The sequence below is a fragment of the Pseudomonas sp. A214 genome (genome assembly GCF_900156295.1).
GTDB classification, from domain to species: domain Bacteria; phylum Pseudomonadota; class Gammaproteobacteria; order Pseudomonadales; family Pseudomonadaceae; genus Aquipseudomonas; species Aquipseudomonas rhizophila.
Window position 1 is genome coordinate 5,534,747 of the sequence record NZ_LT707062.1, and the last position, 19,870, is coordinate 5,554,616.

The following is a 19,870-nucleotide window of genomic DNA, read 5'->3' on the forward strand; positions in this document are numbered from 1 at the left end:
GGTTTATTCCCCCGAGACTTTCAGGTCGTTGGGCGGCAGGAAACCAGGGTGAGCCACGCCATTGCGCTGAGTCACTTCGGTGACCCGAGTGGCATCGGCAAATTGCTGATACGCCACTACCAAAGCCGGCAGGCTTTGCTTGAACGACAGGTTGATCAGCCTTACGCCCGACGACGCTACCGCCGTCAGGTGCGCGGCCATCTGCTGACGCAAATTGTTCATTGCCTGGTAGTGATCCGGATCGGCCTTGAGCGAGGCTTGCCAGATGGCCTCGTTGAGGGCATCGCGCAGGGCCAGCACATCGTCGGCCACCGGCACGTCACGACGCTGGACCGGCTGCACCGCCTGCTGCGCCACCGATGGGGTGGCGCCCAACTTGACCGCCGGTGCGGCCACCGGCATCGCCGCAATCCATTGCGCGGCCTGCACCAACAGCGTGTCCTGCACCAGATCGGCCACGGCCTGGGCCGCCGCCGTGGTGTCCTTGCCAGTGGTGAGTTTGGGGGCGTCCGCCTTGCGAATCGCCTCGACCTGTTGCGACACGCTGGCAATCACGCCGCGATAGCCGTCACGGGCAAAGTCCTTCAATTCCCGGATGTCCCCCAGCAACCCTTTGAACTCGGCCGCCACTTCCTTGGGCAGCTCCTTCACCGCCTTGACCAGATCGCTGAGTTGCCGATAAGTCTCGATCAACGGTTTGAGTTCCTGCTCGATGACGCCGTAGACATCCTTGAGGCTGTTGCGCAGGTCAGCGATGCCGATCCGCGCGGCTTTGATCAGCGTCATCGCGTCTTCGAAGCGCCGCACCGCCGCACCCAGGAAACTGTCAGCCGACACCAGCAACAGTTTCTGGCTGTTGATCGCGGCCGACGGGAATTGCAGCGGCTGGTCGGGGTAGAACTTCAGGGCGAAGGTCACCAGGCCACCGTCCTGGCGGGTGTGGGTCATGTCGCATTCACCGACCTTGACCTGCAGGCGCCCCAACCACGGATGCACCAGTTCGCCGCTGCCCTGCTCCAGGGCCTTGAGCAACTTGTCGCGCTGCTCCAGGCAATCGGGGCCGACGATGAACGCGGTCAGCTCATGAATCTTCGCTTGCTGACCGAGACCTTCGAAGAACGGCTGGTCACGCTGGGGATATTCATGCAACTGGCCCTTGTGGCCGACCGGGGTTTTCGCCTGATCGACCCAGAACCCGACACCACGAAACGACGCCGGCAACAAACGATCACGCCAGCTCATTGGAACCTCCTGTGGAAAGTGAGCGATAGCCGATGCGCGAACTCACCGCCAGGGCCGGTTGATTGGTCTGTGGTGGATCGGCGCGCAAACCGGCCGGCGCATTTTCGAAGCGCACGGTCAGGCCGCCTTCGAGCTGCGTGCGATTGTTGGCGGCGCTTTGTTGCACCAGGGCGCTGGAGGTTTGCGGCAATGCGCCTGGCGTCAATGAGGTTTTCATCGGCAGGTTGCCGGACGCCGGCGCAAGGCTGGATGACAGGCCCGCAGGCGGCTCACTGGCCCCACCAAAAAACGCCGGCGCCAGCTCGCCCTTGCCTTCGGCATTGGTCTGGCGCTGCGCCTCGGTCAACCCTTCGACCTTGCCGGTGAACGAGGTGATGATTTCACCGAAGCCGCCGTTGAAGAACGCCTTGATCGGTGCAATCACGCCCTGCAGTTCGTCCCACCACTGGCTGAACCATTCACCCACCGGCCCCCACTGTCGGGTCAGGCCCTCAATGGGCGACCAGTCGAACAAACCGCTGAACACCGCCAGCATGATCGACACCTGATTGCGAATGCCTTCCCAGATACCGGCGAAGACTTCCCCGATCGTGCCCCAGTTGGCCATGATCAGCCCCAGTGGCGTCCAGTCGAACAGACCTTTCAGCGCGTCCATTACCGGCACAGTCAACGCCTTGAGCAGATCCCAGATCGCTGCGAACAACCCGGTCAGGGGCGCCCAGTTGCTGATGATCAAACCCAACGGTGACCAGGCGAACAGCGTCTGCATGAAACCGATGACCGGCGTTGCGGCCGCCACGATCACATTCCAGAGCGCGCCAAAAAAACTGCTGATCGGGCCCCAGTTGCTGATCACCAACCCCATCGGGGTGAAGGCGAACATCGTCTTGAAGAACTCGACCATCGGCATGACGATCGGCGCTAGCTTCTGCCAAAGCCCGGCGAAGAACGCCGAGATCGGAGTCCAGTAGGCGATGATCATTCCGGCCGCCAAGGCGATGCCCATGGCAATCAAGCCGATGGGGTTCATCTTCAAGGCCAGGTTGACCACTTCCAGCGCCTGGCTCGCACCACTGACCGCCGTTTGAATCGCATTGAACGCCACGACGCCAGTCGCCAGGCCCTGCACCAATTGCGGGTTATCCTGCAGCACCTGGGCCACACCCGTGACCATCGGCTGCAAGCTGGCTGCCGCCGCGTTGACCGCCGGCCCCAGGGCCGAACCGAACTGTACCGACACATTGCTGATGGAAGTCTTCAATCCATCCAGGCTTTGTGCCGCCACACGCGGCGCTTCAGGTGCCTTCAAGCTGCTGGCCGCCGCGTTCGCCGCGCCCACTTCACCTTTGAAAGCCTCTGCTGACGTGAGCCCCTCCATGAACGGTTTGGCCAGGCCGCCCTCGGGGAGCAGAGCGGAAATATCCAGGCTGCCAAGGCCCGTGGCATCGAGGTTCTGTTTGAAGCTGACGACCTTCGCTCGGAGGCTGGCAAGCTTGGGCGACAGCTCATCGATGCCGGTCAGCAGCACTGCTTTTTTCTCTACCTTTTGTGTCTCTGCCATCACTGCACCTGCTGCATCGCATTGATCCGTTGCGCGTGCTCCAGGGACTCGCGGAGCACATCCAGTGGCCTGGCCATCATCTGTTCGGGGTCAACCTTCCAGAACCAGGCCAGGTCATAGGCGGCTGCGATCAGGTCGCCGATGGCTGCGACGCCGCACTCATGAAAAAACTCGCGACGGCCCAGCTCAATGCGTTGAGGTCAGCCAGGTCCAACTGGTTGACCGACGACGGCGGGATGCCGGCGCAGACCGCGATGTATTTGGCCGCGACGTCCATGTCCAGGCTCACCTCCTCGCTCTTGTCGATCTTGTACGGCAGCGCCTTGATCGCCCGGACCTCCTGCACCGTCGGACGGCGCAGGGTCAGTTCGCTTAGCGGCTCGCCGTGGGCCTCGATGGCCACGCGCAGCGTCACGACATCGCTCATTGCCAGGCCCCCTTGATGCCTTCGAATTTCAGTTCGATGGTGGCGTCGTCGCCCTTGGACACCGGCTCTTCCACCAGGTAGGCGCCGGCCAGTACGTAAACCTTGCCGTTGTTGAATTCGCAGGTGACGGTCATGTCGGTGCCAGCGACCAGTTGCTTGAGCGGGAAGTCCGCGGTGTGCAGCGCCGTCACCTTGAAGGACGGGGCAATGTCGGTTTCCTTATAGAAACCCGGTACGACGGTTTCGCGTTTGGTGAACATCAGTGGCGCTTCGCAGCCGCCGTTGATGGTCAGTTGAGCGCCGTCCACTTTGACGTAGCAGGTGCCCGCAATCAGTTGACCCATGGTGTTTCTCCCTTCAAATAAAAAGCCCACACGAGGTGGGCGCAGTTCATACGTTCAAACGCGACTTTCAGGCGGCGTCGTCGTATTGCAGACGGAACTGGTTGAGCAGTGCGAACACCCGCAAACCATTGATGTAGTCCGGCGGGAACAGCACATTGACCCGGCTCGGGTCCTGACTGTCACGCTCGACAACCAGGTGCTCGGCGAACAGCTCGGCGTTTTCCACGTGGCCTTCCAGCTCCAGCTTGGCGTACTGGGCGATCAACTCGCCGCGAATGGTGCTCGGCGTCACGATGGGCTGGCCGGCGCCGAAACGGGTGCCGTCGGCAGCCAGTTTGTGGCGCCCATATTTGCTGGTGATCACACTTTGCAGGCGACGCACGATGAACGCCGACTGGTGCATGGTTTCGCTGTCCAGGTAGGAATTGTCAGCCTGGCCAAAAGCGTTCTTCTGATAGGTGGTGATCGAACGCTGGATGCGCACGTAGCCACCTTCGTAGTACGCCGTGGCGATACCGTAGTTGAGCAGCGACTGACGCTCGGTCAGGGTGAAACGTTCGCTGGCCGGCGCCGGATCCAGGCCTGGCAGACTGCCGCTCTGGGTCGGACGGCTGGCGTCGGCGGAAATGAACACCGCAGTACGGGCGGCCAATGCAGCGGCCTGGACCCAGAACGGTTGCGGCACACCCAATTCCAGGGCCTGGATAGTCATGTGCTGGTCGTTGCGCGCCTGACCGGCCGCCACCAGGGTGCCGATGGTGCCGCGCTTGGCGCTGTAGACATGGCCGAACAACTGCTTGGCCCAGGACCAGCGACCAGTGCTGTCGTCCATGACCGCTTGCCAGGTGTTGAGGCTTGCCACATCGGACCACGGCATCGCGATGAATTCGAACGGCTCGTCACCCAGCGCCGCGACGGCGGCGGTCTGGTCCGGTACACCGGCCCCACCGGTCATTGCCGTGATGGCGGTGGTCAGGCCGGCCGGGGTGTCTTCGCCATTGCTCTTGCCCAGGCGATTGAATTGCAGGCTGATATCGTTACCGCTGTCGCCGGTCCATTTGGCGCTCAGGGTCACAACACCCTCGGCAGCCGCAGCAATCACCGGCAGATCGGCCGCCGCGTTGATCTTCAAGGCCAGCGCAGTGGCGGCTTGAGCGGCCGTCGCTCCATTGACGATGGCCGCCTGAACACGCACGCCGCCCACATACAGATTGAGCATGCCGCTTTGAGTGGCGGCGCCGGTCAGGGTCAGCACGCCCTGGGCAATGGCACCTTCGACGTTGTGCAGCGGCAGGCACCAGATCTCGCCCAGCGGGTCGGTCTTGCGCCAGGTTTCGTACATCGAGGCAAGCATCGAACCTTGACCGCCGATGTTTTTGGCCAGCGCAACGCTGGACACCAGCACCAGTTTACCGACCTCGGCCGGGGCCACGTTGTCGTTGACCTGAGCCACGATCAACCGGCGCATGGCCGACGACGCGCTATTGGCCGCCGAGTTGTCCATTTCGGCGTAGAACAGCGGAACACGAATGTCCGCGGGAATGTTGCTGAATCCGATCGCCATTATTTGGCTCCCTGTGGTTTTGCCGCTTTCACGGTTTTGGTAGTGATATCGCCATCGGCCAGACGTCGACGCCACCAGGCGCTGTCCGGTACTTCACGGCCCTCGAGGGGCAACAGATCGCCCGCTTCCGGGTCCGGTACGGCACGGCCCGGGGCCGGCAGCACGGTGATGCGTTTGCTCATGGGGTTACGTCTCCAGAGAAGGTCAGTTCCACGCGCCCATCGGGCCCGGGACGTTTCAGGTTGGGGTCCGCCGGGTCGATGGCATCGACCCGCACGGTGGCCCCGGTAAAGGACGACAAGCCGTCCAGTTCACGCTCGTGCCAGCTTTCGGCAGGCTGGCTCGCCAGATTGCGGCCCAGCTGGAACTCGGCGAAAAAGTGCAGCCGGTACAACACACGGCTGCTGTTGATGGAAACCAGTTCGCTGCCGTCGTACTCGATGCCGGTGTAGTCACCACCGGGCTTGAACCCCACCAGTGCCCGCCACAGTTCGGCGCGCAGGTCGTGCAACAGATCCAGCGCTTTTGTCGCATCGGTGGCGTCGAGCACCAGTACGGTGTCGAAACGGTCACGCACCGCTTGCAGCGTGGCGTTCTGGGCGGCGTTCTTGCTGGCATTGTCGGCGCTTGGCAGGACATAGGCGCAGGGGGTTTGCAACGGCATGTCGGCTTGCAACGTGGCGAGGTCAAAACCTGCAGCCACGCGATTGCCGAGCGCAGGACATTGCTCACGCAGTTGCGTGAGGATCGGAGTGATCTTCATGGAGGTGCTCCAGTTGTATGGAAGGCGCAGTCAGAACTGTGGGAGCGAGCCTGCTCGCGACGGCGGTGTGTCAGGCAACATCAATGCTGGCTATGACGGCCTCATCGCGAGCAGGCTCGCTCCCACAGGGGAGTGGTGTTTAGGCCCTGGCATCCAGGCAGGTCGCATCAATCCTGCTGCGATAGCTTTTTTCCCGGTCGCCGCTGGCGGTGACTTTGTCGATCGACCAGCGCCCGCGCATGAAGTCCGGCCAGGAGGCGTCCAGCAGCACGATGCCTTCGGCGCACAAGCCTGGATTGCCGGGGCATTCGATCGCCACCTTGAGTGCTTCGCGCATCATCCGGCGTACCTCGCCTTCACCGGCGGCGCGAGCATCGTTGGCGCTTTGAAAGCGCTGGCGAAGGGTCTTGAACGGCGCGATGCCGCTCTCCTCGACCCGCATTTTCCCTGCCGCCGCATCCCACCAACTGGCCTTGCAGCCCTGGTATTTCGCCCGGGCGGTGTCATCCAGGACGGCGGAGATAAAGGCGTTGTCGCCCGGGCGGTTATTCGTCGTCACCGACAGTTTTGTCTCGGGCAGGACTTTGCCCGACAAAGACTTCGCCTGCCCCCGGCGCGCCAGCACATACAGCTCGTTGACCGGCTTGGCGACGGCGTCATAACGGTGAGCCAGTCGCGTCAGAAAACCCATGTCGGTTTCGTTGGACTGATCGATGTGCTCGATTTTTATCAGCGCCAGGTCCGGCGCCACACGCGGGGAAAACCCGTGTCTGGAGGTCAACTGACGAAACAGCGCGCCCAGGGTCGTCGGACCATGACTGACGGATCGCCGTTGCTTGAAACCGGTCTGATCGGCCGCACTGAACGGCGCCGCCGTCGCGACAAGCGTCAGGCGCAGGGGAAACAGCGTCGGCGTGCGCCGGGTCACGACGAACTCACCTTTATCCACCAGCCCCGACTCCAGATAACCGACCCGCAGGCCGATTTTCCCGCCCAGGCTGGGCAATCCTTCAAGCCCTTCCAGGCTGATGGTGAGCGTCAGTTGATCGGACTCAATCCCCGCCGCGTCGATGTGCGTCCAACTGAGCAAGCGTTCGTTGAGCAGCGCCGCGTTCGCACCGTAGATTTCCACCGCTGGCGTGAAACCCAGTGACATATTGCCTCCTTAATCCCAGGCCGAAACCGGTGTGGGTGCGACGGGCTGTAGATCCACTTCCGGCAGGACAATCCATACACCCGCCGGCAATACCGGCCCCCACTCGGCCAGCTTCGGATTGAGTCGCCAGAGCGCCTCTTCGGCGGCATCGTCACAACGCTCAAGCTCGCGGTACAGCAACAGATTCACCGAATCACCGGCGATACTTCGAACCCTACGCATTGGCGAACTCCGTCAATTCAATCACCCAGCCGACCACCATCGCGGTGCCGTCATCAATGACCTCGGTCTGGGTTTCCGACACCTTGTTGATCTGCCACAGCCCCCAGTTGCGGCCGATGCCGTCAACCAACGGCACCGGAGCGCGTCGGGCCTGTAATGCACGCAGCTCATCGAGTCGGTCCATGGCAGTGGCGTACATCGACTTGCCGGTGATCGTCAGCGCTTGCAGCCCTTGACCGACCTGACTGGATTTGGGTTTGCTGGTGAGGATGTCGATGCTTTTCCAACCGCCATCCGAGGTGCGGACCAAGGAGTGGTAGGCGAAGTTTCTGGACAGACCGAAAATGAAACTGCCCAGTGCCATTTGCTGACGCATCACGTACCTCCGTCAGTCAGCGCCGCATCACTGCGCATGGCGAGTGAGTTGGGCATGGTTGTCAGGCCGAACTGGCCCGAGAGCTGTTGCACAACCAGGTTGGCCAACTGACTGGCACTGGCCTGGTCCTGGCCGTTGATGTAGATGTTTGCGGTCATGGTGTTCTGATGAGTGCTTGTCGGGGTGCTGGTCAGGTCTTTGCTGACCTGCTCTGGAGCGGCGAGTCTGTCGGTGGGTGCGACGAGTTTTTCGCCCAGAGACGCCCCGGCATCGCTCCCCAACCAACCGCCCAGCAGTCCGCCGATCAGCCCACCAATGGCAGTGCCGATCACCGGAACGACGCTGCCCAAAGCGGCACCGGCCGCGGAACCTGCGGCAGCGCCTGCCCAGCCGCCACCTGCGGCTCCCAGGCCTGCGCCCATCATCCGTTTGTCGCCGGTGAGCACTCCCTCGGCTACATCAGCGACGGCGCCGACGACTTTCAACGGGCCGGGCGCCTTGCGAGTCATCGAGCGCAATGAGGCCGTTGGCGCGAGTGAAAAACGCCCTGCGCCTCCCTGTGAGCCTCGTGGCCTTCTCGTGGATTCGGGACGCTGGTTGGCATTGCTTGTATCCAGCTTGCCCACACGAGGATTTCTGAGATCTTCGGAGATCACCTCACCCAATCGGCCGGGAAGGTGCGGGGCGGCCCTACCCAGCACTCGCTTGGCCACCTGACTGGACATTTCATCCACTACGGCCTTGAGCAGCACACCCACCAGCGGTTTGATCGCTGCGGCAACAAGCACAATTGCAGCGGTGGCTTTAGGTGAGGATTCAGCCAATTCACTCATGCCATCGGCCAGCGAACCCAGCCACTGGGACGAGGTATCCGCCGAAGGCATCAGGGCATTTCCCGTAGCCACCGACAAACGCTCGCTACGGGCGTTGAGGATGTTCAGCTGGCCTTGTTGGGTTTTCGACAGCGCCAACGCGTCCTGCCGCACCGAGCCGTCGTTGCCCAATTGCGACGTGGCATATTGGCCTGGGTCTTTCACCTGCAAGAAGGCTGCGTTCACATCAGGCAGTTTCTGCGCCATGCGCAGCACCGCCTCATCGCCATTGCCGAAGAGCGTGCCGGCAAGGGCCGAGCGCTTGTCGGCCGGTTGCGCGTTCAAGGCCGCCAGCACCCTCATCACCGTGCCAGACGCCGTGTCCTTGTCACGCAAGCCGCTCGCCACCGCCGTGGGCGCCAGACCCAGCTGTTTCCAGGCCGTTTGCTCGGTGGCGGAGGCCTGGTCACCCTTGCCCAGGGCCGTCGTGAAACTATCCAGCGCCACCCCGGCTTCAGCTTGTTGGGTACCGGTATTGAGCAATGCCGCCGTCAACGCGGCGGCTTGTGCAGGGGCCAGGCCCGCCGTCGTCGCAGCGGCACCTTCACGCTGCAAGACCGCACCGATCTCAGCCGCTTTCGCACCGTTGGGTAATTTGCCCAATTGGTTAGCGGCATCCGCCAGGTCAAAGGCTTGCGCGCCGCTGAGCTTCATGGAGATGCGCCAGTCGGCCAGCATTTCGGCGGCCTTCATGGCCGGCATCTCGAACGCCGCCGCGGTGACGCCAGCATCCGAGGCGAAGTTCGACAGGACCAACTGTCGCTCCGAGGCATCGTGCACGTCGCTACCGATGCCTTTCCTGGCCGCCAGGCTTTGCATCCTCACCACTTCAACCGCCGTGGTGCCCCCGGCCGCCACCAGCGGTGCGGTGGCGATCTGCTGGGTTGACTCAGCCACCTGCTGAATCTGGCGCGGCCCGAATTGGCTGGCCTTTTTCAGATCGGCCATGGCCGAATCCATCGCTATCGCAGGTTTGAGCAGCGCCGGTGGTTCGATACCGCCACCCGACTTACCCTTAGGCTCACTGGCTGACTCACCCTTGGCGCCGGCGCCCATCGTTTGGGAGAACAATCGTTGCGCCGACAGTTTCACGGTCAGCGACTCGATCGCCGTGGTCAGCAACCCGAGTTTGAGCCCGAGTTTGTCCAGCACCCGATCGAGGCTCAGCAGCTGATCCCCGGCGAACGCACCTTGCGCTGCCACACCACTCGTGAGGCTGGTATTGCCGAACGCCAACCCACTCTCATTGAAGGCTGCGTATTTGAGCGAATATTTATCGTCCGCCATCCCGCCCTACTCCTTTTTCACGCCAAGGCGAGTCATCGCGATATCGTAACGACGTAATGCCTTGCCGACGTCCCACTCCAGAATTTCCGCTTCACTTACCGGGTAAATGAGCGGCACCACATCGAGGATCACTTCGATGTCGCGCTCCGAAAGAAGTCCGCCGGTTTGTTTAAAAAATCGTCGATGCGTACCTGAAGCTGTGTCCAGTCGGGCACGGTCAGCAGGTCCAGATCGGGAATCATCAGGCCGGTGCAATGGGCGGTGATGAACTCGGCGCGTTCCTTGGCCGTCTTCAGTTTTTTCATCGCCTTGGTCGCTCGCAGCACGGGCATTTCCAGAGTCAGCGAGGTCAGGCTGCGGCCAGCGACGTTGAGCGTTTGGAGCAGTTGTACCTGGTCGGGGTCGACTGCCGCGCCATCCGTCGATTCCAGAAAGTGGGACGTCGGGCGAGTGGACATTTCGTGCACGTATTGCGCGATGCTCACGTAGTCCGGGCGCTTGAGTTGATCCAGCTCCTTGACCGACAGGCCGGTGGCCAATTTGGCCAGCTCGAAAAACTGGTCGTCCTCATCGTCGCCGGCCCGGGCCAGGGCGTCTTTCTGTGCGGCGTAGTGCAGCGGCTTGAGCTGAAGCTGCTCGATTTGCGCCCCGTCATCACCGGTGATCGGCGACAGCAAGACGTGAACAGGAGGTGTCCAGGACATGAAGTGAATTCCTTGGTCAATCATGGGAAGTTGCGCGGTGCCGGTCAGTGGAGGACGCAACCTGTGGGAGCGAGCCTGCTCGCGATGACGGCGGTACACCCAGCATCAAGGTGTCTGACACACCGCTATCGCGAGCAGGCTCGCTCCCACCGGATTGCGTTCAGTTGCCAGGCATTTGCTTAGGGCAACAACACCGCACGACGGGCATCGCCGAGGATGTCGACGCCGTTGAGCACGAACTTCTGGGTGCGCACGTCGATGTCGATCACCGGGACACCGTTTTCGAGACGGTTGTAGGTGCGGCAGGCCAGCTCAAGTGTCGTGGTGGGTTTGTCGCCCATCTTCAGCTTGGCCTCCTCCAGGGATTTGAGCTTGCCGCCGACGGTGTGGTATGTGAACCAGGTGTTGCCATCCTGATCCTGACCGGCTTCACGCACGTTCAGCAGAATGTCATCGCCCAGTTGCACACCCAGGGCGAGCATGATTTCCGGACCGGCCCCTTGCAGTACGAGGGTAGCGTTCAGCACCTTGCCGCTCTTGGCCATTTCTTCGGCAATGAAGCGTCCACCGACCATCGCCTCCATGTCGAACTCGATCTTCGGCGGCGTGAACTCTTCCACCGTCGCCGACAACGGCAGGCCTTGCAGGGTGGCCGCGATGGCCTGTCTTACGCGGTTGGTAAACATTAGAGAACGTCCTCCAGGAACTGCTCGATGATTTCATCGCGGGCATTGAGTTGATAAATCATGTGTTCGTTCGGCGCGTAGCGGCCGTAGTCGATGACCACGTACCAGGTGCCGTTCTTGTACTTCTCGACGCTGTTCAATTCCGGGTGCAGGTACACGCTGCCGCCGGGGATGGTTTCGTCGGCGACCAGGGTTTGCAGCCAGTCGTTGATGCGCTTGACCTCCTGGTCCATGAAAGATTTGGTCAGGTTCTTGGCCATGGCCTTTTGGCCGGCTTTCACCAGCTTGCGGCTGATGGCATCTTCAAGGCCGACGTAGCTGATGAACTTGCCAGTGACGGAGCGGTTACCCAGCAGCGAGAAGCCGCCGAGAATGGTCCGGGCGTAGTAGCAAACGCCGTAGCGGTTGAGCAGATCGCCTTCGGTGGAGGTGTCGAGGATGTTGTATTCCACGGTACGCGAGACGTCTTCGGCATAGGTCACCTGGTTGCCCGGACTTTCCCATTGCTTGACCTTGGCCAGCGCGGCGATGGCCAGGCTCGACGGGGCCAGGAAGACGTTTTTCTTCGCCGCTTTCGAGTACACCGCTGGCATGTTGTGCACCACCAGGCAACGATCGAAACCGAGGTCCGCGCCGCCCAGTTCCTGGCTGTAGGTCACTTGATCAGCAACCGCCGCGTCCTTGCCGTCGAGCACCACGCGCGCCTTGATACGCTTGCCGAACGAGGCGAACTCGCTCGCCACCGCCTTGGTGCCGGTGAAGCCTGGCGCGCCGATGATGGTCAGGTCTTCAGCGACCCCACTGAGCGCCGCCAGACCGAGTTTGCGCCCGGTCTCGGGCTCGATGCCGCCAATCACGTTGTTCTGCGTGTCGGCCGGTGTGGCGCCCTCTTCGACGATGACCACGTAGACCGGCACCTTGACCACTTTGAGGATCTGGTAAACCGCCTGAAACAGCGTCCCCGCCTCAGCACCGGTCGGGTCCAACTGGGCCTGAGTGGTGAAGCTGTTGATGCGAAATGGGGTGTTTTTCGGAATCAACAGGTTGGCATTCGGCGCCGTGCCGACCAGCCCGATGACGTTATCACCCAGGCCACCCATGGCCTCGGGAGATTCAGTGGCATTGACGGTGATGCCGTTGTGCTCGAAGTTCAAAACCTCAGCCATGGTTATTCAGCCTTTTTGGTGGTGGCCTTTTTGGCCGGGGTGGATGCAGAAGCCGCTTCGGCGACCTCGGTTTTTTTCAACTGCAGACGACCAGCGCTATGCCAAGCGTTGGCCTCGACGTCGAGCAGGTCGAGTTCCTGCCCAACACTCGACCAATGGCCGCCGCCGGTGGGGAATGGGAGGAGCACGGTGTAGGTTCGGCGTAGTGCCATTTGGGGTTCTCCAGATACGAAAAAGCCCCGTGTGTGCGGGGCTGTTGTCAGGTTTTTGTGATGTTGCGGAAAAGAAAACGCCCCGTCGGTGCGGGGCGTTTTATTGGGGTTGGTCAGCGAGCCAAGGGGGTGCAGCCGGGCGTAGTTCGTCGCTTGGAAAGTCTGGTGACAGCGGCCAATCGCGCAAGGCTTGCAAATAGTCCAGCAGCTCCGCGGACTGCTCAATCGTCAGGGTCGTGAGCCGGTCAGAATCTACTTCATCACGATGACGCTCACGCAGCCATCGAACACTCTCGATCTCGGCATCTCGCCATCTGCGCTCAACCGCTGCCAACTCATAAGTCGAAACAGGTAACGGATCTATCAGAGTCGGCAGACCGTCTACGTCATGGCTGCGGACCTTACCTGGGGCTGGATTGGCAATCACTTGGTTATAGCGATCATCGGGAATATCCACAGCATCGGCGGGAATTACTGAATGAAGGCCGACTATGTAACAAGTCCCCGTTGTGCGACTGTACTTACGCATGATCATCTCCCAAGACAAATAAAGGTATATCCAGCGACACCGGCAGGAACTGCAATAGACCCTGAGCTTACAGTACGCGCCAGAACGTCAATCCCATTAACAGACGCTGACTGACAGCTCATCATTGTCCCAGGGCTTGACGTACTAATCGAGTAAGCGAGAAGTGAATAGGGAAAAGCCATGGCCAAGTTTATATGGGCAATACCTGCGCCTGCATTAACTTGCCCGTTAGCCCATTGAATGATAAAGCCACCCAGCCACGATGGGAAAGCTATATAACCATTAGAGGTAAAGCTAACAGCAAATCCCCAGCGCATTTTCTTCGGCGAGACTACAACATCGTCTAATACACCCCCATCTACTTGTGCTTGCGTCGCAATTTGTTCGTCGCTCAATAGCCAAGACCAAAACAGAGTATCGGTAGTTGAAGTATATTGACCGAGCCAGAACCGGCGATCATTGCTATCAGAAGCATGCTCAACAGCAAGATAATAAGTGGCATCACTACGAGGCGTAATTGCCAGAACGCCTATGAGTCTGTTACCGCTCTTGGGAGGTGCCCCCGGAGTCGCCGCGTTTGGAACAAGCGCACCATAAGCCTGATACAACCCACCGGGCGTAATTGATTTGAATGTAGTCAGCGGGGTCCCAATCCCCCCCAAACCAAATTGCCCAACACTGATTTTCCCAGCCATCAGATCCTTGAACGCTGTAGACAACACGTCTCGGATCGACCCATCCTCCGCATACCAGGAAATGCCCGCCCCCGTCGACAAACTGATGCTGTCCATCGTCTTTAACACAAGCTGACTCGCAGCCATGCCCGCCACATAATCCGTGCCTTGCAGGATGATGGTCGCGGCGCCGGTTGAGACGTTTACGAAGGTTATGGTGCCGCCGTTGAACCCCGTATTGGCCCGGGGCAACGTGATATTGATCGGGTTTGTCGAGTTGATAATGAACGATCTCCCGAACGCATCGGCTGTCAGCACAGTACTTGCGTCAAGCCCACCAATCCCCGAATGATTGCCAAGAGCTCGTTGCACAAACGCGGTATTGGCGAGCATCTGACTATTATTGCTGAGCGGTGCAGTCGGGGCCGTTGGTGTGCCTGAAAAGGCCGGGGAATTAAGTAGCGCGAACCCCTGCGTCACATTCTGAAAAGTTAGCGCCGTAGTGCCCAGAACAATCCCACCATCCGTAACCAACTGCCAAATCGTATTGGCAAGCGTCGTGCCCTCCTCCACCGAGACAATCAATCCCGAAGTAACCTCGGCGTTCGCATCGGCATCCCTTGCCCGAACCCAAGCGCCGTTCGCGGCAACGTAGATGCCATTGTCTTTCGCCAAGGTCTGGGATTTAACAAGCACCCGATTCCCGGCAACCACGGCAATACCATCAATCGCCTGCGCACCACTCAAAACAATGTTGGCCGTCGTCGCCACCCGTACAGACTGCTTCCTGTCGAGCTTGGCCAGCTCATCAGCGACGTAGCTGGCAACCCAGGCCCGCGTTGCTTTGACGACCGTGTCATCAATCAGCAACGTCACCAACTCAGCATTACTGGTCTCGAAAATCGACCGGATATAAAACTCTTTCCCTGAGCCTGACGTCGCCAACACCGGCTTGAACGACTCCGGATATTTAATAATCGCGTACAGAATCCCGGTATCGGTCCAGATCCCGGCCTCACGCACATACCAGCCGCCCACGTCGGGCGGGATGGTGACTTCAGCGAGCAACCAGCTCGGGTTTTTCTCATCCTGGAACAGCGCATTGAGTGGCCCGCGCCACACTTCGCGTTTGAGCGCCGTGGCAGTTGCGGCCGGGTTGTAAACTTCGCCACCACCGTCACCGACGGAAATCTGCGACAGCTTGATCGGTGTGCCCGCCGCCTTGCAGGCGGTTTCGTAGGCGATCCCCGCATCGGTGAGCAGGGTGTAATAGTCGGCCATTTAGGACCCCTGTGGATAAATAGTGGAGGTTTCGACGGTGTAGAGCGCGGCGGCCTTGAAGGCCTGGCCCGAGGCTTCAAGCCCTTCGATGACAATCGGATAAACCGTGGTGAGTTCGCCGCACACCGTGGCGGCGCCGATGACGTGACGGCCGAACGCACTCAAGCCGACAGAGACCGTCAAGGTGTCGCGCTCGCTTTTGGCATCGGCCAGACGGCGGTCGAGACGGGCGTCGATGGCTTCGCTGTAGGGCTGTTCGGTAAACGCCCTGACAGAAAAGCTATAGGGTGGGCCGGGGGGCGTTTGCTCATGCCAGGCGCGCACCTCAGGCATCAGTTGCAAACCCTTGGCGGCGTTTTCCAGCGCCTTTCGCGTCCCGGCTTGCCGTGCGGTGGGCCAGGCCAGTTCAACCGTCAGGCGCTTTTCAGCTTCGGGCGCTGAGGAACTCCATTCACTGACCCCGCGATCCGCCGCGAGATAGGGCAGGAACGCCAAAGGCGTGGCTGCCGGATTCATCAACTCGGGAAACGGTGGATCGATGCGTTCGAGCAGCCGGGCGAAACCCAGATCGAGCGCCCTTTCCAGCGGCGAACTGTTGGCCGGCAGCAGGCTTGGGCGAGGTGTGTCGTCACTCATAACGTATCCACCTCGACCTCGACACCCGTGCAGTACGGAGCTTGAAAAGCCGTTGTCACAATCGGCTCGAGCGGTTCGAGAATCTGCAGCTGAACCGCCCCCGCGCTGTGCAGCGTGTAGTCGATCCAACTCGGGTCCACCCGGCCCTCCAAGTGATGACAGGCCTCGGCGTACGCCTGCAGCTGCTGTTGTGCCGCAACCTGGGTCAAACCCGAATCCGGGCCAGCATTGATCTTCGCCACGACGCGGATTTTGTAGGGTTTGATTTGCGCAGCCTGAACGATGATGTGATCCGTCTCCGGTCGTACATCAGGACGAGCGAAGTGCTGACGAACACCCTCAAGGAGTGTCTCGGACGGTGTGCCATCGCCCTCCCGGGACAGCACCGTGACCGTGACTTCTCCCGGCGCGGTGCGGCGTCCATTGCCGTCCTTGACCTGCGCCGCATAGCCATCCGGGTTGAAGGTGTAGGTAACCGTCACGACACCGGCCGAGGCGTTTTCCACCTTCACGACGGGCCGTTCACCCAAGGTAAAAATCTCCCGCCGATACTGCATGCGCGAGCCGGCCGCCGGGGCATGGGGCGCCAGGTAATAGCGCAAGCGGGCGTCATCATCGCTCTCGTAAACCGGAGGGATGGGCGGGAATGCTGCCGGGTCGCCAGGATCGAGCAACTGGCGTTCGAGGCCCATGTCCGCGAGGCGCGCATCGAGGTTGGTCCCCGTGGCCCACCACGCCAGCATCTGCTTGATGCGGGCGTTGTATTTGCGTTCGTGGGTTTGCAGGCGGACGCAGAACGCCTCCAGGGCCAGGGTCAGCAATTCGCTTTCGTTTTCGAGGCTGTCCACCAGCTTCGCCGCGCTGGCGGGAGAGCGTGCGGCGACGTACTCGACCACGAAGGTCTTGAACTCTGCGAGCAAGTCTTCGAACGCTTCGACAGTGACGATTGCCGGTTCGGCCAATTGGTTCTGGCCGGGTATCAACATGCTCATGTCACCACCTCGAAAGTCTGTTTGCGGTTTTTCCAGGTGCCGGCGAAGCGCAACAACAAACCGGCACCCTGTCGGCTGGCGACAATGACCTGCGGCTCGAAGTCTCCAATGCCGTTGTCCGGGTTGTAGAACGCTTGGGCCGCGTGGCTCTGGGCAAGGATCAGCAGGTCATCGCCGAGGTTCTGCCCGAGCAATTGCGTGAGGGCGCAGCCATACAGAGGGCGCTTCTGGCGAGTGCCCAACGGCGTGGTCAATGCACGAGTGGCGCGCTGCACGAACTGCAGCCAGTCGTCGACCGTGGCGCCGGTATTTCGATCGATTCCAATCATGAGGAAATCTCTTATGCGGTGCTGATGACGCGCCCCTGGTGATCCACCACCGGGCCGCTCAGGTGCACACCGGATGCGTCGAGCCGTATGCCGACGGCGCCCAGTTGCAATTCGATGGCCTGCGGCGTCATCGCCAGCCTCGCCGGGCCAATGCTTAAGTCGATGGACTCACGGGAACCGGTGAATGCCGTCGGGCCGTTTTGCCAGTGCAGGACATGGCTGGCGTGGTCGTAGCCGTTTTCCGTGCCGTCCTGATAGCGGCGGCGCGTCAGTGATGCCTGTGTGGAGACGGGCGGGAATTGACCGCCGTTGAGACCGAACAACGCCACTGACTGCCCACCGCTCTCACCGCCGCCATGGTTCAGCAGCAGGCACTGCTCGCCCACGGAGGGAATCCGCGACTCGCTCTGTTCGCCAGCGCTGGGATTGAAAAAACGGATCGCGGGGGTCAGCAATTCGCCATGGCTGACCTTGCAGGTGTTGCTGGCCGCGTCGACTTCCTGACAAACGCCGATGCGACAGAAACTGTCGGCGCGCCGATGCAGGTCTTCCAGCTCGGTTTCCATCTCGGCCAGACGCTCGATGAGCGGCCCCAGATGCATCCGTAATAGCGCATCAAACATGGGTCAGCCCTCAAGTGCGGTGTATTGAGCCGGGTCATCGATGTTCGAGACTTCCCAGGTCCGGGCAAATTTCGGGATGCCCAACGGGTCCTCCAGCAGCGTCGGGCCGAGGTAGAGGGTTTGGGTAAATGAAAGGGTCCAGGCGGTGTACGCCCGGGCTTCGTGGGTGAACGTGGATGCAAGGCCATCGATCTCCGTGGGCAGATCACATTGATCGCCCGACAGCCCCCAGCGGTTATCCACCACCAGATGTTTCAGCTCACCGGCGAGATCGCACGCCTCCCATCCCGCAACGGCCATGACCACTTGCAGGGAAACCGTCAGGACATGGGCAATACGTCCGTCATTGGCGCGGTTGCCTGACGCATCACGCTCGAGGGCAATCAGCACCCAGGGTTGGTCGTCGGTGCCATCGAACTCCTGGGGGCTGCCGATTTTCAAAGTGGGGTAAGTGGCGCGTAGCGTCTGGGCAATGGCGAAGAACAGCTGCGACGGTTTTTCGAGGACGGCAGGCATCAAGGCCTCCTGTTTTTTATGGCGGCACGAAGATCAGCAGCGAGGGATCAATGTTGGTCGGAACGGGAATCACGCGGCGGCAGCTCACTGACGCCCATCCGCTTGGCGGCCCAGCGTTCGTAAAGCCCGATGGCCACGTCCGCCCCGGCCATCGCCGTCAGGCAACCGAAGGCTCCTGCGGCCCAGATCGACAGGCCCATGGCGTACAACAGCATGATCGCCGAGACGCCGCAGACCATGCAGGCGCCGGAACGCAGGGCCAGGCGACGCAGTAGCGACCAGCCGCGGGCGCCCTCTTTGTCGGCACGCCACATCTCGCCGGTCACGCCGCCCACCAGGGCGAGCACGATGACCAGCCAGATCGGCATGTCCAGCAACGCTTGTTGCTCGTTTGTCATGTCACGCCTCCTGGGGTGATGGATGAGAAATGTGTGTTGGGTTCAAACGATGTCTCTTGAGGTAGGCATTCCAAAAAGCCCGGGGTGAACCGGGCTTTTCAGTAATGCGGTCCTTCGCCTTCCCTGGCCGATGGCCAGAAGGAAGTTGATCTTTCGGCGCGACTGGCGCGGTACGGATCCATTCAAATTGTTTTTCCGACCGCGGTCCCTGCCCGCCGGATAACTGCTTCTGGTGCTTTACGCTGCACACCCGGGTCAGTTGCCAACCCTCTGAACCGTTAAGGCCGGTTCATCGCTGCCTGTTGGTGGAACTAAAGAGCTTCGTTGCCAGCCGCTTTGTCGAGCGGCTTGGACACAGAATATGCATGGATGCATATACAGTCAATGCGTAAATGCATTTATTTATGCACGATGAATGCATAGACGCATAAAGCCCAGCAAACACAGGGGTCAGGGGATTTTCACAGGCGTAAAAAAACCCGCACGATGGCGAGTTTTATCTGACAGCGGAGGGGTTAACGGGCGTACATGCCCCACCAGAAGACGTGGCCGAGGATGACGATTTGCTCATCCTGCATGTCCTGGAAGGTGTAGTCCTCATCCGGATGCTCGTCGCGGTTGAAGCTGCGCAGACGGATGCCGGTGGGCAGACGGTAAAGCTGCTTCACCCGCAGTTGACCGTTGTGGTTGATGGCATAGAGGTCGCCGTCGACGATGTCGCCGATCCCGCACTTGCCTGCGTTCACCCCGACCGTTGCGCCATCGCGCAGCACCGGCAACATGCTGTTGCCGCGTACCGTCACGCATTTGGCCTGATCGAACTGCACGCCGTTATGACGCAGGCTGCGCTTGCCAAAGCGCAGGCTTGAGCGCTCGCTCTCCTCGATGACGAATCTTCCTGATCCAGCAGCCAATTCAACCTCACGCAGAAAAGGGACCGACACCTCGTCTTCTTCGACGGGGGTGTCGTCATCCCACAGGCTTATGTCCTTGAGTTCGGAATGCGGCTCGTCGCGGCGCGGATGGCCGGCAGACGCAATGTCCGCGCGCCCGCGCAACTGATCGGTACTCACGGCAAAGTATTCGGCGATCTTCGAGATGTGTTTATCCGAAGGGTCGACAATCTTGCCGCTGAGAATCCGCGACAGGGTTGACTGAGGCACGCCGGTACGACGGTGAAGCTCCGTGGGGGAGATCCCGTGCTGATCGAGCAGTGCCCTTAATACGGTAGAAACGTTGCGTTTTTGCATAACGCGCATGATGCGGGTTCTTTTTGCAGAAGACAAATGCTGTTTTGCATAAGTGTGCAT

General features: G+C 60.8%; 24 protein-coding genes. All 24 read right to left on the reverse strand.

Annotated elements, in window-relative coordinates; translation table 11 throughout:
- Window positions 1–3: 3 nt before the first annotated feature.
- The 24 genes from BW979_RS24740 to BW979_RS24855 all read right to left on the reverse strand — a co-directional run bounded on the left by BW979_RS24740 (window position 4) and on the right by BW979_RS24855 (window position 19,810).
- Entirely contained in the window at window positions 4–1,242 is a 1,239-nt protein-coding gene (locus BW979_RS24740; RefSeq protein ID WP_076386137.1) for a DNA circularization protein, read from the reverse strand.
- A complete protein-coding gene (locus tag BW979_RS24745; protein WP_076386139.1) occupies window positions 1,229–2,803 on the reverse strand; it encodes a phage tail protein in 1,575 nt (524 codons plus the stop codon). The genes BW979_RS24740 and BW979_RS24745 overlap by 14 nt, the downstream gene beginning before the upstream one ends.
- A 130-nt stretch (window positions 2,804–2,933) precedes the next feature.
- Entirely contained in the window at window positions 2,934–3,230 is a 297-nt protein-coding gene (locus tag BW979_RS24750; protein ID WP_047230006.1) for a phage tail assembly protein, read from the reverse strand.
- Window positions 3,227–3,574, reverse strand: a complete 348-nt coding sequence (locus tag BW979_RS24755) for a phage tail tube protein (RefSeq protein ID WP_076386141.1) — start codon at window positions 3,572–3,574, stop codon at window positions 3,227–3,229. The genes BW979_RS24750 and BW979_RS24755 overlap by 4 nt, the downstream gene beginning before the upstream one ends.
- Window positions 3,575–3,641: 67 nt before the next feature.
- Window positions 3,642–5,138, reverse strand: coding sequence for a phage tail sheath subtilisin-like domain-containing protein (locus BW979_RS24760; protein ID WP_047230005.1), 1,497 nt, complete (start codon window positions 5,136–5,138; stop codon window positions 3,642–3,644).
- Window positions 5,138–5,320: a DUF2635 domain-containing protein gene (locus BW979_RS24765; RefSeq protein ID WP_047230004.1), complete on the reverse strand. Its 183-nt coding sequence runs from the start codon at window positions 5,318–5,320 to the stop codon at window positions 5,138–5,140. Before BW979_RS24765 ends, BW979_RS24760 begins: the two co-directional genes overlap by 1 nt.
- The gene (locus BW979_RS24770) at window positions 5,317–5,901 is read right to left on the reverse strand and encodes a phage tail terminator protein (protein ID WP_076386143.1); all 585 of its coding nucleotides are present in this window, start codon (window positions 5,899–5,901) and stop codon (window positions 5,317–5,319) included. Before BW979_RS24770 ends, BW979_RS24765 begins: the two co-directional genes overlap by 4 nt.
- Window positions 5,902–6,040: 139 nt before the next feature.
- Window positions 6,041–7,057, reverse strand: a complete 1,017-nt coding sequence (locus BW979_RS24775; RefSeq protein ID WP_076386145.1) for a contractile injection system protein, VgrG/Pvc8 family — start codon at window positions 7,055–7,057, stop codon at window positions 6,041–6,043.
- A 9-nt stretch (window positions 7,058–7,066) separates the two neighbouring features.
- Window positions 7,067–7,279 (reverse strand): tail protein X, encoded by a 213-nt coding sequence (locus BW979_RS24780; protein WP_047230001.1) that lies wholly within the window; start codon window positions 7,277–7,279, stop codon window positions 7,067–7,069.
- A complete protein-coding gene (locus tag BW979_RS24785; RefSeq protein WP_076386147.1) occupies window positions 7,272–7,655 on the reverse strand; it encodes a phage tail protein in 384 nt (127 codons plus the stop codon). Before BW979_RS24785 ends, BW979_RS24780 begins: the two co-directional genes overlap by 8 nt.
- On the reverse strand, window positions 7,655–9,814 hold the full coding sequence (locus BW979_RS24790; protein ID WP_076386149.1) for a phage tail tape measure protein: 2,160 nt from the start codon (window positions 9,812–9,814) through the stop codon (window positions 7,655–7,657). The genes BW979_RS24785 and BW979_RS24790 overlap by 1 nt, the downstream gene beginning before the upstream one ends.
- Before the next feature lie 128 nt (window positions 9,815–9,942).
- Window positions 9,943–10,518, reverse strand: coding sequence for a phage tail assembly protein (locus BW979_RS24795; protein ID WP_047229997.1), 576 nt, complete (start codon window positions 10,516–10,518; stop codon window positions 9,943–9,945).
- A 179-nt stretch (window positions 10,519–10,697) separates the two neighbouring features.
- On the reverse strand, window positions 10,698–11,204 hold the full coding sequence (locus BW979_RS24800; RefSeq protein WP_076386151.1) for a phage major tail tube protein: 507 nt from the start codon (window positions 11,202–11,204) through the stop codon (window positions 10,698–10,700).
- Window positions 11,204–12,370 carry a tail protein gene (locus BW979_RS24805; RefSeq protein ID WP_047229995.1) on the reverse strand — a complete coding sequence of 389 codons (1,167 nt, stop codon included), beginning with the start codon at window positions 12,368–12,370 and terminating at the stop codon, window positions 11,204–11,206. The genes BW979_RS24800 and BW979_RS24805 overlap by 1 nt, the downstream gene beginning before the upstream one ends.
- 2 nt (window positions 12,371–12,372) lie before the next feature.
- A complete protein-coding gene (locus BW979_RS24810; protein ID WP_076386153.1) occupies window positions 12,373–12,582 on the reverse strand; it encodes a hypothetical protein in 210 nt (69 codons plus the stop codon).
- A 100-nt stretch (window positions 12,583–12,682) separates the two neighbouring features.
- On the reverse strand, window positions 12,683–13,111 hold the full coding sequence (locus BW979_RS24815; RefSeq protein ID WP_076386155.1) for a phage tail assembly chaperone: 429 nt from the start codon (window positions 13,109–13,111) through the stop codon (window positions 12,683–12,685).
- 2 nt (window positions 13,112–13,113) lie between these two features.
- Window positions 13,114–15,066, reverse strand: coding sequence for a phage tail protein (locus BW979_RS27355; RefSeq protein WP_083714460.1), 1,953 nt, complete (start codon window positions 15,064–15,066; stop codon window positions 13,114–13,116).
- The gene (locus BW979_RS24825; RefSeq protein WP_076386157.1) at window positions 15,067–15,702 is read right to left on the reverse strand and encodes a phage tail protein I; all 636 of its coding nucleotides are present in this window, start codon (window positions 15,700–15,702) and stop codon (window positions 15,067–15,069) included.
- Entirely contained in the window at window positions 15,699–16,694 is a 996-nt protein-coding gene (locus BW979_RS24830; RefSeq protein ID WP_076386159.1) for a baseplate J/gp47 family protein, read from the reverse strand. Before BW979_RS24830 ends, BW979_RS24825 begins: the two co-directional genes overlap by 4 nt.
- Window positions 16,691–17,023 carry a phage baseplate protein gene (locus BW979_RS24835; RefSeq protein ID WP_076386161.1) on the reverse strand — a complete coding sequence of 111 codons (333 nt, stop codon included), beginning with the start codon at window positions 17,021–17,023 and terminating at the stop codon, window positions 16,691–16,693. Before BW979_RS24835 ends, BW979_RS24830 begins: the two co-directional genes overlap by 4 nt.
- A gap of 11 nt (window positions 17,024–17,034) precedes the next feature.
- Window positions 17,035–17,646, reverse strand: a complete 612-nt coding sequence (locus tag BW979_RS24840; RefSeq protein ID WP_076386163.1) for a phage baseplate assembly protein V — start codon at window positions 17,644–17,646, stop codon at window positions 17,035–17,037.
- Window positions 17,647–17,649: 3 nt separating this feature from the next.
- Window positions 17,650–18,162: a hypothetical protein gene (locus BW979_RS24845; RefSeq protein ID WP_076386165.1), complete on the reverse strand. Its 513-nt coding sequence runs from the start codon at window positions 18,160–18,162 to the stop codon at window positions 17,650–17,652.
- Between the two features lie 47 nt (window positions 18,163–18,209).
- Window positions 18,210–18,560 (reverse strand): phage holin family protein, encoded by a 351-nt coding sequence (locus tag BW979_RS24850; RefSeq protein WP_047229987.1) that lies wholly within the window; start codon window positions 18,558–18,560, stop codon window positions 18,210–18,212.
- Between the two features lie 515 nt (window positions 18,561–19,075).
- Window positions 19,076–19,810: a LexA family transcriptional regulator gene (locus tag BW979_RS24855; protein WP_047230040.1), complete on the reverse strand. Its 735-nt coding sequence runs from the start codon at window positions 19,808–19,810 to the stop codon at window positions 19,076–19,078.
- Window positions 19,811–19,870 lie beyond the last annotated feature (60 nt).

Excerpts from the sequence above, each read along its gene's own strand:
- BW979_RS24795 (WP_047229997.1), bottom strand. The coding sequence starts at position 10,518 with ATGTCCTGGACACCTCCTGTTCACGTCTTGCTGTCGCCGATCACCGGT.
- BW979_RS24745 (WP_076386139.1), bottom strand. The coding sequence starts at position 2,803 with ATGGCAGAGACACAAAAGGTAGAGAAAAAAGCAGTGCTGCTGACCGGC.
- BW979_RS24755 (WP_076386141.1), bottom strand. The coding sequence starts at position 3,574 with ATGGGTCAACTGATTGCGGGCACCTGCTACGTCAAAGTGGACGGCGCT.
- BW979_RS24840 (WP_076386163.1), bottom strand. The coding sequence starts at position 17,646 with ATGTTTGATGCGCTATTACGGATGCATCTGGGGCCGCTCATCGAGCGT.
- BW979_RS24780 (WP_047230001.1), bottom strand. The coding sequence starts at position 7,279 with ATGCGTAGGGTTCGAAGTATCGCCGGTGATTCGGTGAATCTGTTGCTG.
- BW979_RS24790 (WP_076386149.1), bottom strand. The coding sequence starts at position 9,814 with ATGGCGGACGATAAATATTCGCTCAAATACGCAGCCTTCAATGAGAGT.
- BW979_RS27355 (WP_083714460.1), bottom strand. The coding sequence starts at position 15,066 with ATGGCCGACTATTACACCCTGCTCACCGATGCGGGGATCGCCTACGAA.
- BW979_RS24765 (WP_047230004.1), bottom strand. The coding sequence starts at position 5,320 with ATGAGCAAACGCATCACCGTGCTGCCGGCCCCGGGCCGTGCCGTACCG.
- BW979_RS24835 (WP_076386161.1), bottom strand. The coding sequence starts at position 17,023 with ATGATTGGAATCGATCGAAATACCGGCGCCACGGTCGACGACTGGCTG.
- BW979_RS24800 (WP_076386151.1), bottom strand. The coding sequence starts at position 11,204 with ATGTTTACCAACCGCGTAAGACAGGCCATCGCGGCCACCCTGCAAGGC.
- BW979_RS24810 (WP_076386153.1), bottom strand. The coding sequence starts at position 12,582 with ATGGCACTACGCCGAACCTACACCGTGCTCCTCCCATTCCCCACCGGC.
- BW979_RS24815 (WP_076386155.1), bottom strand. The coding sequence starts at position 13,111 with ATGCGTAAGTACAGTCGCACAACGGGGACTTGTTACATAGTCGGCCTT.
- BW979_RS24770 (WP_076386143.1), bottom strand. The coding sequence starts at position 5,901 with ATGAAGATCACTCCGATCCTCACGCAACTGCGTGAGCAATGTCCTGCG.
- BW979_RS24825 (WP_076386157.1), bottom strand. The coding sequence starts at position 15,702 with ATGAGTGACGACACACCTCGCCCAAGCCTGCTGCCGGCCAACAGTTCG.
- BW979_RS24830 (WP_076386159.1), bottom strand. The coding sequence starts at position 16,694 with ATGAGCATGTTGATACCCGGCCAGAACCAATTGGCCGAACCGGCAATC.
- BW979_RS24740 (WP_076386137.1), bottom strand. The coding sequence starts at position 1,242 with ATGAGCTGGCGTGATCGTTTGTTGCCGGCGTCGTTTCGTGGTGTCGGG.
- BW979_RS24805 (WP_047229995.1), bottom strand. The coding sequence starts at position 12,370 with ATGGCTGAGGTTTTGAACTTCGAGCACAACGGCATCACCGTCAATGCC.
- BW979_RS24760 (WP_047230005.1), bottom strand. The coding sequence starts at position 5,138 with ATGGCGATCGGATTCAGCAACATTCCCGCGGACATTCGTGTTCCGCTG.
- BW979_RS24850 (WP_047229987.1), bottom strand. The coding sequence starts at position 18,560 with ATGACAAACGAGCAACAAGCGTTGCTGGACATGCCGATCTGGCTGGTC.
- BW979_RS24855 (WP_047230040.1), bottom strand. The coding sequence starts at position 19,810 with ATGCAAAAACGCAACGTTTCTACCGTATTAAGGGCACTGCTCGATCAG.
- BW979_RS24750 (WP_047230006.1), bottom strand. The coding sequence starts at position 3,230 with ATGAGCGATGTCGTGACGCTGCGCGTGGCCATCGAGGCCCACGGCGAG.
- BW979_RS24775 (WP_076386145.1), bottom strand. The coding sequence starts at position 7,057 with ATGTCACTGGGTTTCACGCCAGCGGTGGAAATCTACGGTGCGAACGCG.
- BW979_RS24845 (WP_076386165.1), bottom strand. The coding sequence starts at position 18,162 with ATGCCTGCCGTCCTCGAAAAACCGTCGCAGCTGTTCTTCGCCATTGCC.
- BW979_RS24785 (WP_076386147.1), bottom strand. The coding sequence starts at position 7,655 with ATGCGTCAGCAAATGGCACTGGGCAGTTTCATTTTCGGTCTGTCCAGA.